Annotated in this window: 15 protein-coding genes; 10 read left to right on the top strand and 5 right to left on the bottom strand. The window is 55.2% G+C overall.

What is annotated here, in order from left to right:
* Positions 1 to 6: 6 nt before the first annotated feature.
* Complete coding sequence (locus FCL49_RS03030) at positions 7 to 912, bottom strand: DMT family transporter (protein ID WP_174352376.1); 906 nt, start codon at positions 910 to 912, stop codon at positions 7 to 9.
* 179 nt (positions 913 to 1091) lie between these two features.
* Here FCL49_RS03030 and FCL49_RS03025 point away from each other — a divergent pair, with 179 nt between their 5' ends.
* A complete protein-coding gene (locus FCL49_RS03025) occupies positions 1092 to 1961 on the top strand; it encodes a helix-turn-helix domain-containing protein (protein WP_174353444.1) in 870 nt (289 codons plus the stop codon).
* Positions 1962 to 1979: 18 nt separating this feature from the next.
* Complete coding sequence (locus tag FCL49_RS03020; protein WP_174352375.1) at positions 1980 to 2417, top strand: glyoxalase; 438 nt, start codon at positions 1980 to 1982, stop codon at positions 2415 to 2417.
* Positions 2418 to 2493: 76 nt separating this feature from the next.
* Here FCL49_RS03020 and FCL49_RS03015 read toward each other — a convergent pair whose 3' ends face one another.
* The 4 genes from FCL49_RS03015 to FCL49_RS03000 form a co-directional block, all read right to left on the bottom strand.
* Complete coding sequence (locus FCL49_RS03015; protein ID WP_174352374.1) at positions 2494 to 3348, bottom strand: DUF6216 family protein; 855 nt, start codon at positions 3346 to 3348, stop codon at positions 2494 to 2496.
* 240 nt (positions 3349 to 3588) lie between these two features.
* Entirely contained in the window at positions 3589 to 4785 is a 1197-nt protein-coding gene (locus FCL49_RS03010) for a multidrug efflux MFS transporter (protein ID WP_174352373.1), read from the bottom strand.
* Between the two features lie 120 nt (positions 4786 to 4905).
* On the bottom strand, positions 4906 to 5238 hold the full coding sequence (locus FCL49_RS03005; protein ID WP_174352372.1) for a type II toxin-antitoxin system RelE/ParE family toxin: 333 nt from the start codon (positions 5236 to 5238) through the stop codon (positions 4906 to 4908).
* 21 nt (positions 5239 to 5259) lie between these two features.
* Entirely contained in the window at positions 5260 to 5493 is a 234-nt protein-coding gene (locus tag FCL49_RS03000; protein ID WP_174352371.1) for a type II toxin-antitoxin system Phd/YefM family antitoxin, read from the bottom strand.
* A 131-nt stretch (positions 5494 to 5624) separates the two neighbouring features.
* Here FCL49_RS03000 and FCL49_RS02995 point away from each other — a divergent pair, with 131 nt between their 5' ends.
* The 8 genes from FCL49_RS02995 to FCL49_RS02960 all read left to right on the top strand — a co-directional run bounded on the left by FCL49_RS02995 (position 5625) and on the right by FCL49_RS02960 (position 13674).
* Positions 5625 to 6488 (top strand): GNAT family N-acetyltransferase, encoded by an 864-nt coding sequence (locus tag FCL49_RS02995; RefSeq protein ID WP_174352370.1) that lies wholly within the window; start codon positions 5625 to 5627, stop codon positions 6486 to 6488.
* A 246-nt stretch (positions 6489 to 6734) separates the two neighbouring features.
* Positions 6735 to 7607 (top strand): MurR/RpiR family transcriptional regulator, encoded by an 873-nt coding sequence (locus tag FCL49_RS02990; RefSeq protein ID WP_174352369.1) that lies wholly within the window; start codon positions 6735 to 6737, stop codon positions 7605 to 7607.
* A gap of 18 nt (positions 7608 to 7625) precedes the next feature.
* The gene (gene ddpX / locus FCL49_RS02985; RefSeq protein WP_174352368.1) at positions 7626 to 8189 is read left to right on the top strand and encodes a D-alanyl-D-alanine dipeptidase; all 564 of its coding nucleotides are present in this window, start codon (positions 7626 to 7628) and stop codon (positions 8187 to 8189) included.
* Between the two features lie 35 nt (positions 8190 to 8224).
* Positions 8225 to 9775: an ABC transporter substrate-binding protein gene (locus tag FCL49_RS02980; protein ID WP_174352367.1), complete on the top strand. Its 1551-nt coding sequence runs from the start codon at positions 8225 to 8227 to the stop codon at positions 9773 to 9775.
* Positions 9776 to 9823: 48 nt separating this feature from the next.
* The gene (locus FCL49_RS02975) at positions 9824 to 10840 is read left to right on the top strand and encodes an ABC transporter permease (protein WP_012145076.1); all 1017 of its coding nucleotides are present in this window, start codon (positions 9824 to 9826) and stop codon (positions 10838 to 10840) included.
* Between the two features lie 5 nt (positions 10841 to 10845).
* Positions 10846 to 11733 carry a D,D-dipeptide ABC transporter permease gene (ddpC, locus tag FCL49_RS02970; RefSeq protein WP_174352366.1) on the top strand — a complete coding sequence of 296 codons (888 nt, stop codon included), beginning with the start codon at positions 10846 to 10848 and terminating at the stop codon, positions 11731 to 11733.
* The gene (locus FCL49_RS02965; protein ID WP_174352365.1) at positions 11733 to 12737 is read left to right on the top strand and encodes an ABC transporter ATP-binding protein; all 1005 of its coding nucleotides are present in this window, start codon (positions 11733 to 11735) and stop codon (positions 12735 to 12737) included. The genes ddpC and FCL49_RS02965 overlap by 1 nt, the downstream gene beginning before the upstream one ends.
* Positions 12727 to 13674, top strand: coding sequence for an oligopeptide/dipeptide ABC transporter ATP-binding protein (locus FCL49_RS02960; protein ID WP_174352364.1), 948 nt, complete (start codon positions 12727 to 12729; stop codon positions 13672 to 13674). Before FCL49_RS02965 ends, FCL49_RS02960 begins: the two co-directional genes overlap by 11 nt.
* The last annotated feature ends 138 nt before the right edge of the window (positions 13675 to 13812 follow it).

Below are 13812 nucleotides of genomic sequence, written 5' to 3'. Positions count from 1 at the left end.
GGCAATTTACACCGCCCGGCGACGCCATAAAGCCGTGAATCGGCCCGGTTTGGCGAACATCACCAGATTACCCAGCAGGATCAGGCACAGGCCAATCACCGCATTGATGTGCCACTGATAGCCTTCATAGATTGTTGAAATGCTCAGTGCCACCAGAGGGAACAACAGGGTGCTGTAGGCTGCTGCACCGGCACCAATACGGCCCAGCAGGCTGAAATAGGCGGCGAAGGCGATCACCGAACCGAAAATCGCCAGGTACAGCAATGAACCGATATAGCGGGTGCTGAATTCAATTTGAAACGATGCCCCCTGGGCCAGGGCGATCAGCGCCATCAGGACTGCGCCGTAACTCATGGCATAGGTATTGGTGGACAGAATATCCAGCCCACGCCGCTGGTGCCGGGAGCTGATCATATTGCCCAGAGAAAAACCGAAAGTACCGAGCGCGCTCAACCCAATGCCTTTCAACAATTCCGGTGCCAGTTGGGTGGCGACCAGATCTTGCCAGAACAGGGCGACGATCCCGGTGATACCCAGCATCGCCGCCGGCAGCAGGTTCGGGCTGGGGCGTTGCCGGAAGAAAATCATGCCGTTGACCGCGTTGAACAGCACCGCCATTGAGAAAATCACCGATTCCAGCCCACTGCTGATATAGGCCGCAGCATGGTAGAAGCAATAGAAGTTAAACCCGAACACGCAGCAGCCTTGCAGGAGGCAGAACAGATGGTCGCCCAGAGCAATGCGACGCAGGCGACGTGCCAGTAGCAGAATGACCAACATCACCAGCGCGGCGACCACAAAGCGGTAACTGATGGACACGGGAATGGCCACCGGCCCTTCCTGTTGCAGGGTAATCGCAATCCAGGTGGTGCCCCAAATCAGCACCACGGCAAGGTACAGCAGCGTGTTCATAATAAAGTCCGGCAAAAAATAGAGAGAGGCAGTATCCGCTGCTGCACGCCACCGTGCTTTCAGTGCTTTGCTGGCAATTGCATATTCTTGCGCTTTTTTTGGCAAAAGCGCGGACTGACGGCTGGTGTGGCGCTGCACCACTCTCTACACTGGAGGGATGGGTGAAAAGGGAGGCGGCGATGTCCGGCTACAAGGCGTTTGAAACACTGCGGGAACATAAAGCGCGGTTGCACAACAGCGTGCGGCTGGGTTCTGGCGTGGAACTGGCCGCCTGGTCTAACTGCAATGACCGAATTACTCAGGAAAGCGCCGATCACCATACTCTGAGTCTGTATGTTGCCGACGGCTATGAGTGTTATCAAAAAGTCCCCGGTGGCTGGAAGAACGGCGGCGGGCCGGATCGCTTCTGTATTATGCCGCGTCAGTATGAATCTACCTGGGACGTGCGCAGCGATTTGTCTTTTGTGCACCTTTACTGCACCGATCGTCATTTGCGTCAGGTAGCAGAGCAAACCTGGGATCGTAGCCCGGCGGCGATTAACCTCGAATCATGCGCCTTTGGCGAAGACTCGCAGATCACATTGCTGTATCGCCAGTTTTTACTTAACTGCAACTGGCAGGATCGCAGCAACCAACTGGCACTCAGCAGTGCCACAACCCTGCTGATGTCGCACCTGATCCAGCGCTACAGCCAACTGCAATGGGCGTTGCCGCAGGTGCGTGGCGGGCTGGCTCCGGCAGTCGCCAGACGGGTGAAAGAGTATATTGAGCAGCATCTAGACCAGCCGTTGTTGCTGGCAGACCTGGCGGCGCAGGCGGGGCTGAGTGAGTTCCACTTTGCCCGCATGTTCAAGCATGACACCGGTCTGGCACCACACCAGTTTGTGATGCGAGCGCGGCTGCAGCAGGCAGAAAAACTGCTGCGTCACAGCCTGCTGCCACTGACGCAGATTGCTCTGGAGTGCGGTTTTAGCTCCTCCAGCCATTTCAGCAACCGCTTCAAGGCGGCCTATGGATTTGCCCCGACGCAAATGCGTCAGGGGCGTTGATAGCCAACAGGAGAGAACATGGAACAGCAGTTCGCAGGACTGGGCGTGTTGTTTATCGCCGGATTTGGGCCGATTACCCGGCAAACGGAACAAAGCAAGACGTTCTACGCTGACGCGCTGGGGTTGCCGCTGAAGCCGATGGACGGCAATGCCGATTATTTGCTGACTGAGCATGGCGCACTGGAGGGGGTTAAACACTTCGCCCTGTGGCCATTGGCGCAGGCCGCGCAGTCCTGCTTCGGCAGCGATCAATGGCCGACCGATTTACCGGTACCGCAGGCCTGGATGGAATTTGACGTTGCCGATATGGCACTGGCGACTCAGGGGTTGATCGATCGCGGTTATCGTTTGCTGGTAGCCAACCGTGAAGAACCCTGGGGTCAGAGCGTCACCCGCTTGCTCAGCCCGGAAGGACTGTTGATCGGCGTGACCTTTACCCCCTGGTTGCGAGATTAACCGTTGCCAAAGGCTTCCCTCTCCGTTGGGGAGGGGGGGGGTTATTTTAAATCAGTTACGTTAACGTTTTTTGTTATTAATCCGGTGGGCTATTTAGATTGTATTCCTCTATTTTTTTATCAACCATTAATTTTGCAGACGCGCTTGAAAACCTTCTTGATAGTTTTACTATTGAATAGAGCATTAAAAGTGAAAACATTAAAGAAAATAATAAGATGTATTTTTGCTCAGAGATGGTGTTTTTAATAAATGTAGATTGTTCCGAGTCGGAAAATGATGTGCATATTATGTTTATCTGCTCATCACTTAGTCCAGATGTTTCTTTTAATATCATAGGATTAAATTTTTTGTCGATACACTGTCCTTTAGTGAGAGTCCAGTCAGATTTGTTTTTCGCGAAAGGTAAAAAACCTGGGTAGAAATTACTTGCTGAATTATAGCCTAACCAAAATGGTTGATTGTCACTATTGAAAGTTAGTAGCGCTGATTTACTTAACCCAATATTTGTAAAAAACATTGTGAGCAGATAGAGTAAAATAACACCAGCCATAACAACACAGTTACTCATATTGGATGGTGTGTTTACTTTTAAATTGACAATATCAAACCATTGCTTTGCTTTGGATATCTCAATGATATTTATATCATATTTTTTAGACCATTGTTTAAAATTCAATATTTGGTTTATATTGGTCGCATTACCATTGAATATGACGTTGTAGCGTTCGATATCATTTCTGTCATCCATCATTGATTTTATTTTTGGATGATTAAAATCACCTAATCCAGAAATAAAACTCCATATTCTGTGTAGTATGGTGTAACCAGACCCAGCACGGAAATATATGTATAATCCAAAGATAAGCAATGGAATTATAATTGACAGTAATCTAACATAACCATCTAAAGCCCAAGGAATAACAAATTCCATGTCTACTCTCCATTTTGTAATTGTAAAGTAATAGATTAGTTTGATTTTCTGAAATAGCAAGATTTAAATAAAGTTTTTCTTGAGTGATTTTATAATTAAGGATGTTAAACAATCCTTATAGGTGTTGCTTTTATTGCTGATAAAATTGTTGATGGTAAGATATTTATATTAATTTCCGTTTTTTATAAATATGCTAAGCCGATACTTTATGGCTTGATTAATATAAAAATCTTATGAGTATTAACTCCCATGATCCCCGACCTTGTTAAACTGGCTGCGTAGTTGCAGGCAGTTAATCAGCACCAGCACCGCCGTGACCACAAACACCCAGCGGAAGCCCATCAACGCCGATACGCCAGATCCAATCAGTGGCCCCACCACGTTACCGAGATACATAAACGACTGGTTATAGCCGAAGATGCGCCCGGTGACCTGATCGGAAGAGTACTTCAGTAGCAGTGTCTGCACGGCAGGCATCAAGGCACCATCGGCAAACCCCAGCAGAAAACGCAGGATCCCCAACTGGAGCGGCGTTTCCACCCAGGCCATGATGGCAAATAGCACCGTCGTCAATCCCAATGCGGCCAACAAAATACGTGCGGTGCCGATACGGTCGCCAAGCCGGCCGAGGCGCGGGGCGGACATCAACGCGGCTACGCCAGGAACGGCGGCGATCATGCCGCTAATAAAGGCCAGGTTGCCGCTATCACCGGATAAATCCTTAATAAACAGCGTCAGTATCGGACTGATCGACGAGTTGGCCAATTGGATCATCAGAGTGCTGACAAACAGGGTCACAATCAACGTCGGATAGGGCAGCGATTGAAATACTGCTTTACCGCTTAACCGATCGGCTTTTTTTACCTCGATATGGCGTTCTTTTATCAGGAACAGGGTAATCAGGAAACTGACAAACATCAGTACCGCGGTAACGAAGAACACCACGCGTAGCCCCAGATGGTCGGCCATCAGGCCCCCCAACAGTGGGCCAACGATCACCCCGGTCACCGGGCCGGTAGACAGGGTACCCAAAGCCCAGCCGCTTTTATCACGCGGCACCTGCGAGGCGACCAGTGCCATGGCATTGGGAATATAGCCAGAGGTCAGCCCCATCAGCGCACGCAGCGCAAACAGCTGATAAACGTTGGTGACCATACCCTGCAGCGCAATCACGACGGCCATCCCCAGCGAAGCACGCAGCAGCATTAGCTTGCGGCCCTTGCGGTCTGCCAGGCTGCCCCACAGTGGTGATACCAGCGCCGAGACCAAAAAGGTGCCGCTGAACACCAGTCCGGACCAGATACTCAGCGACTGGTGGCCGCTGACGCCAAGTTGTTCGACATACAAAGGCAGAAAAGGCAGGATTTGGCTCATCGCCAGCCCGGTAAAGAAACAGCCGAGCCAGACCGAGATCAGATTGAGTTTCCACGCTTCCATCAGCTTGTCGTACCACTTTGAATTGGGAGGAATTTATTGAGCAGAGTAATAATAACACCGGTTATCAGAGGCTGCTGGCCGAAATCGGTGAATAAAAGAAAAACCTGCCGGGCGGTGGGCTTAAGGGGCTATCAATCGATTAAACAACAGCTGCTGGATATCCTGCTTTTGTGCAAGAAAAGCGTGCACGGTAATCAGAGAGTCTTCGAGTGAATAGATGACGCGGTTACCGTTTGGCGTATTACATTCACGGTATTTATCGCAGCCAATCTTTAAAAGTTCAGGGCAAATCTGACAACCGACTGAAAACTGACTAACCCTGGCTTCAAACGCGTTGATGATGTCATCCACGACAGGCATCGGAGGGACATTATTCGCTTTAAGATGACGGATAATCTCGACCAGGGTGCCTTTTGCCGTTGCGGTATACTCAATACCTGGCTGTTCCTTCATACGACATCTCCTTTTACCGCATTAGTCATCTATATCAGCCAGTAACTGGTCGCGGGAATAAACTTTGCCTTCTTTTTTGTCTTTTTCAGACAGCGTTAGCAATTTAAGCAGGGCAATAGCATCATCCCGTTGCTTGCGCTCTTCATAAGACTCAATTACATAAGCCGGTGTGCCATTTTGCGTCACCAGAATAGGCTCAGATAAATCGAGTGCGGCTGCGTGTTTCTTTACGTAGCTTATAGTTTCAACTTTCATACAGGCGTCCTCGCAGGTCGAATGTGTCAAATTTAGTCCAAATTCAGACCATAAGCAATGCGCCAGGCAGATGCGAATCTGCTACTTTGTGCCAGGGCGAATTTCGCCGCTTAATGAATCAGGAGATAAAGGTGCCCCAGGAAAAACCGAGCATTATTCTGCGCTCAATGACCGAAACGGATCTTCCGGCCGCGTTCGAACTGTCGCAGCAGGCGCAGTGGCCCCATCGACGGGAAGATTGGCAACTGGCGTGGTCATTGGGAGCCGGTGTGATAGCCGAGGCCGAAGGTAAGGTGGTGGGCTGTGCGCTGCGTTGGTTGTGGGGTGAACAACGTGCCACGCTGGGGTTGGTGATTGTTGCCGAGCAGCATCGTGGGCAGGGTATTGCCAGGGCGATGATGCAGCGACTGATGACATCTCTGGGCGATTATCAGCTTCATCTGGTGGCTAGCGATCAGGGAAAACCGCTGTATCGGCAGTTGGGGTTTATCGAGCAGGGGCCCTTGGCGCAACATCAATGCCGGGAGCTGCCAATGCGCAACGCCGAGCCTTTGCCGCCAGGTTTAACCCTGCGCCCGGCATTGCCAGTAGATATTGCCTTACTGACTGAGTTGGATTTTGCCGCCAGTGGCCTGCAGCGTCAGCCGTTGTGGGTGGCATTGCTGGCCAGTGCCGAGCAGGCGTTGGTGCTGGAACGACAGGGTATTGCTGTGGGTTTTGCCCTGCGACGTCGTTTTGGTTATGGCAGTGTGATCGGCCCGGTGGTTGCCCCTGAGCTTGCGGGGGCCATTGCCCTGATTGATGCCTTGTGCCAGCCTTGCAGCGGTCAGTTCGTGCGGGTGGATACACCGCTCGACACCGGTCTTGGCGAATGGTTGATTGGGCGGGGGTTACCCTGTGTCGATACGCCCACCATCATGGTTCGTGACACACCTCATAGTCCGGATTGTCATCTTGCACGGACTTTTGCACTGGTTTCGCAAGCCTGGTCATAGAATTGAAATTAAAGGTTCACGGCGGTGCATTGCCAGATGCATTGCCCAAATGTTGTGCAATAGTTATCAACTGATGACTATGTTGTAACCGTGGGCGCTGCCGTTCCTGTAGCGCCATACGCCGCCGCGCGAGAATTTTTCCCCAGCAGTTAGCCATTGGCACGCGCCATGCATTGTCATCATCAGTCTTTGTTACCTGAGTAACAGAGGGTGGCGTGATGACAACTCAACAACAGTGGGCGAACTATGGCTGAGCATCCAGATGTAATCGCACAAATAGAAGCGTCATTTGCGGTACAGACCCCAACCGGGAAGCGTATTGCCGGTTATCTGCTGGCCAATTTGGCGCAGGTGCCGTTTGAAACGGCAGACAGCATCGCCCGCAGCACTGCTACCAGTGGCATTTCTGTGGGGCGTTACCTGCGCAGTCTGGGTTATCGCAATCTTGACGATTTGAAACGCACGCTGCGTGAACAGGGAACGGCGCTGTATCAGCCCTGGGGCGTGACCGACCGTCTGGGCGCCTATCGCCAACGGCGCGCACAGCCACAGCCGCAAAAGCTGCGCCAGTCGTTAACGCTGGAGCTGGAGGCGATTGAGCATGTTTATCAACTAGCCGGCGGTGATGCCTTTGCCCAGGTCAGCCGACAGTTGGCACAGGCAGAAGCGGTGTTTGTGGTCGGTATTCAGTCCACGCGCGGCATCGCCAATGCTTTCTACAGTCATCTGGAATATCTGCGGCCCAAAGTCTATTACGCCGACGGGTTGTCCGGCACCTACGTGGAATCACTCAATTCGGAATTCAGTGCGCCTTATTTGGTGCTGACCGACACCCGCGCCTATTCCACTATCGCCCAAAAATACTGCCAGGCCGCCTGCGCCCGCGGGCTGCGATTGGCGCTGATCACCGATATTTACTGCCCGTGGGCAAGGGATTACCCGATTGATCTGCTGCAGGTGAAAACCGATACCGGCCAGTTTTGGGACTCACTGGCACCGCTGAGCTGTCTGTTCAATCTGCTGCTGTCTTCGGTGCTGGAACAGGGCGGCGCGGCGGTGGAACAACGGCTGGCCAATAACCGCATGTTGCAAAAAGAGCTGGGGCAATTCGAATCTTAATCACTATGGGAAAACGTAATGAGTGACAATGTAACTTTAATCGAGCTGGCCGAAGCCTTTCCCGAGCTGCCGATCGACTTGAAATACGCCAGCGCCGACAACCTGACCGGTCGGGCGATTTATCTTGAGAGCCGCTGCCTGCTGCATCCCGACGCGGTACAGGGGCTACGGCGCTGTTTGCTGGCGGCGCGGCTGGCCGGTTTCTCCCTGCAGGTGTTCGACGCTTATCGGCCACAGCAGGCGCAGGCACTGCTGTGGCAGGCGTGTCCGGATCCGCAATATGTCACCAGCACACTTACCGGCTCGCACCACAGCCGTGGCGTGGCGATCGACGTGACGCTATTGGATGCCAGCGGCGTGGCGCTGGATATGGGCACCGCTTTTGATGAGATGAGCGAAAGGTCTCACCCGTTTTACCCTGATTTCCCTCCGGAGGTGCAGCGCAACCGGCTACTGCTGAATGCGGTGATGGCCGCCGGAGGTTTTCGTGGTATCGCCAGCGAATGGTGGCATTTCGAACTGCCCAACGCTGGCGAGTATCCGCTGTTGGCCGATCGCTTTGGCTGTTTTTCTTACGATTAAAACAACACACATTCAACGCATCAGGAGCTTTGTTTATGAATCAGATCAAATACGCCGCTCTGGCGGCTGCAGTGACGTTGGGGCTGACGGTAATGGGTCAGGCCCAGGCGGCGGTTCCCAAAGACATGCTGGTGATTGGCAAGGCGGCCGATCCGCAAACCCTGGATCCGGCGGTGACCATAGATAACAACGACTGGACTGTGACCTATCCGGCCTACCAGCGGTTGGTGCAGTACAAGACCGAGGGCGGTAAAGGCTCGACTCAGGTGGAAGGCGAACTGGCCGAGAGCTGGACGGCTTCTGACGATCAACTGGTGTGGACCTTTAAACTTAAACCCGGCAACAAATTTGATGATGGCTCGGATGTTAATGCCGAGGCGGTGAAGTGGTCGTTCGAACGCCTGATGAAAATTGGTCAGGGGCCTTCCGAAGCCTTCCCGAAAGATTTGCGGGTGACGGCGGTAGATCCGCTGACGGTGCGTTTTACCCTGAAAACCCCGTTTGCGCCGTTCCTGTACACCCTGGCCAACGACGGGGCCGGTATCGTTAACCCGGCCATCGCCAAGGCCAATCCGGCTGATGAAGGTAAAGCCTGGCTGGCGAACCACAGCGCCGGTTCCGGCCCGTACAAATTGGATCGTTGGCAAAAAGGCCAGCAACTGGTGCTGGTGCCGAATCCGCATTACAGCGGCGCCAAACCGGCATTCAAGCGCGTAACGGTGAAAATCATCGGTGAAAGCGCGACCCGACGTCTGCAACTGACCCGCGGCGATCTGGATATTGCCGAATCCTTGCCGATCGACCAACTGACGGCACTGAAGAGTGAAAACAAGGTAGCGGTCAATGAGTACCCGTCGCTGCGGGTGACCTATCTGTACCTCAACAACGGTAAAGCGCCGCTGAATCAGGTTGACCTGCGGCGCGCCATTTCTTACGCGGTGGATTACCAGGGCATGGTGAAGGGCATTCTCGGCGGCAACGGCAAACAGATGCGTGGCCCGATCCCGGAGGGCATGTGGGGATACGACGCCAATGCGCAGCAATATAGCCAGAATGCCGACAAGGCCAAGGCAGCACTGGCGGCGGTGAAGGACAAACCGGCTTCGCTCAATTTCCTGTATTCGGTAAGCGACCCTAACTGGGAGGCGATAGCGCTGTCGGTACAGGCCAGCCTGGCGACGGTGGGCATCAACGTCAAACTGGAGAAACTGGCCAATGCCACCATGCGTGACCGCATTGGCCAGGGTAACTACGACATCGCCATCGGCAACTGGAGCCCGGACTTCGCCGACCCCTACATGTTCATGAACTACTGGTTCGAATCCGACAAGAAAGGGCTGCCGGGCAACCGTTCGTTCTACAGCGATCCGCAGGTGGATGCGCTGCTGAAGAAAGCGGTATCGGTGTCCGATCAGCAGGTGCGTACCGCCGATTATCAGGCGGCGCAGAAAATTGTCATCGACCAGGCGGCCTATGTTTATCTGTTCCAGAAAAACTATCAGGTGGCGATGAACAAAGAGGTGAAGGGCTTTGTATATAACCCAATGCTGGAGCAGGTATTCAACGTTGGGCAGATGAGCAAGTAATCTTCTTCGGGCAGCCCTTTGGCTGCCCCTGCACCATGGGAAATCGCTATGAACGTTTGGAGCCTTATCCGTCAGCGTTGCTGGGGGTTGGTGCTGGTGATGTTCGGAGTGTGCGTTATCACCTTTACCATTTCTCACCTGATCCCCGGCGATCCGGCGCGGTTGCTGGCCGGTGACCGCGCCAGCGAAGAAATTGTCCAGCATATTCGCCAGCAATTGGGGCTGGATCAGCCGTTATATGTGCAGTTTGGCCGCTACGTGCTGGATCTGCTGCATGGCGATCTGGGAACTTCCATTCGCACCGGGCGACCGGTACTGGAAGATCTGCGTGCCTTCTTTCCCGCCACGCTGGAGCTGGCTTTTTGCGCCTTGTTGCTGGCAATAGCGCTGGGTGTGCCGCTCGGCGTGGTGTCGGCGGTTTATCGCAATAAATGGCCCGACCATCTGGTGCGGTTACTGTCGGTAACCGGTATCTCCACCCCGGCATTCTGGCTGGGGCTGGGGGTGATTATCCTTTTTTACGGCCAACTCAATCTGTTGCCCGGTGGCGGCAGGCTGGACGACTGGCTGGATCCACCGACCCATATCACCGGCTTCTACCTGCTCGATTCCCTGCTGACCGGCAACGGCGAAGCCTTCTGGAACAGCCTGCAGCACCTGATTTTGCCGGCGCTGACCCTGGCCTTTGTTCACCTTGGGGTGGTGGCGCGGCAAATTCGATCGGCGATGCTGGAACAGTTGGGGGAAGACTACATTCGCACTGCTCGCGCCAACGGCCTATCGCATTGGCGCGTGGTGCTCGGGCATGCGCTGCCCAATGCCCTGATCCCGTCGGTGACGGTGTTGGGGCTGGCGCTGGGGGATTTGCTGTATGGCGCAGTACTGACCGAAACGGTATTCGCCTGGCCGGGCATGGGGGCCTATGTGGTGGACTCCATTCAGGCGCTGGACTTCCCGGCGGTCATGGGGTTTGCCGTGGTGGTGTCCTTCGCCTACGTGATGGTTAATTTGATCGTCGATCTGCTTTATCTGTGGATCGACCCGCGAATGGGGCGCGAGGGATAATGACAATGACTCAAATCGAACAACCGCCGGCGGCGCAACCGACCTTGCGCTTTGTCAGCCTGCGCCGTGCCTGGTACCGGGTGCGGCGTAGTCCGCTGACGCTGCTGGGTGCCGCTATCATGATTGCCGTGCTGTTTCTGATGCTGTTCTCGCCGTGGCTGGTCCCGCACAACCCGGATGCCATTGATCTTACCGCACGCCTGCTGCCACCTTCGGCAGAACACTGGTTCGGTACCGATGAAGTAGGTCGTGATTTGTTCAGTCGGGTACTGGTCGGCAGCCGTCAGTCGGTGGCCGCCGGGCTGGCGGTAGTGGTGCTGGCAGGGGGCATTGGCTCGCTGCTGGGCTGTTTCTCCGGCGTGATGGGCGGCACGGTGGATGCGCTGATTATGCGCTGCATGGACATTATGCTGTCGGTGCCTTCTCTGGTGCTGACCATGGCGCTGGCGGCGGCGCTTGGGCCCAGCCTGTTCAATGCCATGTTGGCTATCGCGGTGGTGCGCATTCCTTTTTATGTGCGGCTGGCGCGAGGCCAAACCTTGACGCTGCGCCACCAGGCCTACATGCAGGCAGCACGTACCTTTGGCGCTTCCCGCTGGCATCTGATCGGTTGGCATGTGCTGCGTAACGTGATGCCACCGTTGGTGGTGCAGGCGTCGCTGGATATTGGCACCGCAATCCTGATGGCGGCCACGCTGGGCTTTATCGGTCTGGGTGCCCAGCAGCCGACCGCCGAGTGGGGGGCGATGGTGGCCAACGGTCGTAACTATGTGCTCGACCAATGGTGGTATTCGGCCTTTCCCGGTACGGCGATCCTGATCACCGCCACCGGCTTTAATCTGTTCGGCGACGGTCTGCGCGACCTGCTGGATCCTAAAACCCGGGGGCGCTGATGAGTGAAGCTACCGTTTTATCTATTGAAGAGCTGCAACTGGAATTCCCGGTCTACGGCGGCAGCGTCAAGGCCCTTAACCGCGTTTCGCTGCAGGTTAAGGCCGGTGAGATTGTCGGAGTGGTGGGTGAGTCCGGTTCCGGCAAGTCGGTGACGGCGATGATGACCCTGCGGCTGCTGGCGGAGGACGGCTACAGCGTGACCGGTGGAGCTTTGCAGATGCTGGGTACCGATGTCCTCAAGGCCAGTGAGCGGCAAATGCGTCAATTGCGTGGTGCGCGGGTATCGATGATTTTCCAGGAACCGATGAGCGCACTGAATCCGACGCGCAAGATTGGTCGCCAGATGTGTGAAGTGATCCGCCTGCATCAGCGGCTCTCGGCTCGTGCGGCGCGTGACAAGGCTGCCCAACTGCTGCGGGAGATGCAAATTGCCGATGCGGAGCGGGTGATGGAGCGGTATCCGTTCGAGCTGTCAGGCGGTATGCGCCAGCGGGTGTTGATCGCCATGGCGTTTTCCTGCGAGCCGGAGCTGATTATCGCCGATGAACCGACCACCGCGCTGGACGTTACGGTGCAGCGCCAGGTACTGAGATTGTTGCAACAAAAAGCGCGTGCCAGCGGCACGGCGGTGCTGTTTATCACCCACGATATGGCGGTGGTCTCGCAGCTTTGCGACCGGGTGTATGTGATGTATGCCGGGCACGTGATTGAAAGCGGTACGACGGAGCGGGTGATCGAACACCCAAGCCACCCGTATTCCATAGGCCTGTTGCTGGCGGCACCGGAACGCGCCGCGCCGCGCAGCCTGCTGCAGGCCATTCCCGGCACGGTGCCTAATCTGAGTGCGCTGCCGCCGGGCTGCGCCTTCAGCAACCGTTGCAGCCACGCCGACGGCCAGTGCCGACAAACACCGCCGCTAATACCCTTAGCCGCAGAGCCGGCCCAGCGGGTGGCCTGCTGGCATCCGCAATCTATTGATTTGGAGGTGCGAATTGAACCTTGAAGCGCTGCTGGAACTGCGCGACGTGCGGCTACGCTTTCCTGCCAGCTATAACTGGCGTGGCAAGCCGCGTGAATACGTCCATGCGCTCAACGGGGTGGATCTCAATATCATGCGCGGGGAAACCCTGGGTATCGTTGGCGAATCCGGCTGCGGCAAGAGTACGCTGGCACAGTTGCTGATGGGCTTGTTGAAACCGAGTAGCGGTGAGCTGCTGCGCGCACGCAACGATGGCTCCTGGTTTGGCAGCGGTATGCAAATGGTGTTTCAGGATCCGCAGTCGTCGCTCGATCCCCGTCTGCCGGTGTGGCGCATTATCACCGAGCCGGTGTATGTGCAGCAGCATACCAGCGTGGCGCAGCGGCGGGCACAGGCGGCAGAACTGGCGCAACAGGTCGGGCTGCGGCCGGAGGCGATTGACCGCTTGCCACATGAGTTTTCCGGTGGACAGCGCCAGCGCATCTCCATTGCTCGTGCGCTTTCTTCACAACCGGATATCATCGTGCTCGATGAACCCACTTCGGCGCTGGACATCTCGGTACAGGCGCAGATCCTCAACCTGCTGGTGGAGCTGCAACGCGAGCGCAACCTGACTTACGTCCTGATCTCACATAATGTTTCTGTGGTTCAGCACATGAGCGATCGGGTGGCGGTGATGTATCTGGGGCAAATTGTGGAACTGGGGCCGACCGCGCAGGTACTGCGCCAGCCGCAGCACCCTTATACCCGGTTGCTGCTGGACTCGGTACCTCGCGCAGGTCGCTCATTGACCGACAGCACGATTGAAGACCGCAAGGGCGAACTGCCGGGCAACCGCCAGTTACCGCAGGGCTGCTTTTTTCGCGAGCGTTGCCCTTATGCCGGAGAAGGCTGCCAACTGCCGCAAAACTTGCGGGTCAATCTGGGGGGCACGGCGGTGCGTTGCCATAAGGTGGCCTAGCGGCCACCTTGCTCAGCGGATAATACCGCGCGTCGAACGTGCAAAAAAATCGTGGAACAGGCTCAGCAGCGGGTATTCCACTTGCAGGTAAATAATTTCCTGGCGGTCTCTGGCCACCCGATTATATTTTATTTTATG

Origin of the sequence: Serratia proteamaculans (assembly GCF_013337185.1) — a bacterium.
GTDB lineage: Bacteria > Pseudomonadota > Gammaproteobacteria > Enterobacterales > Enterobacteriaceae > Serratia > Serratia proteamaculans_D.
Note: the sequence above shows the minus strand (reverse complement) of the source record. Positions and strands in the feature narration are given on the sequence as shown.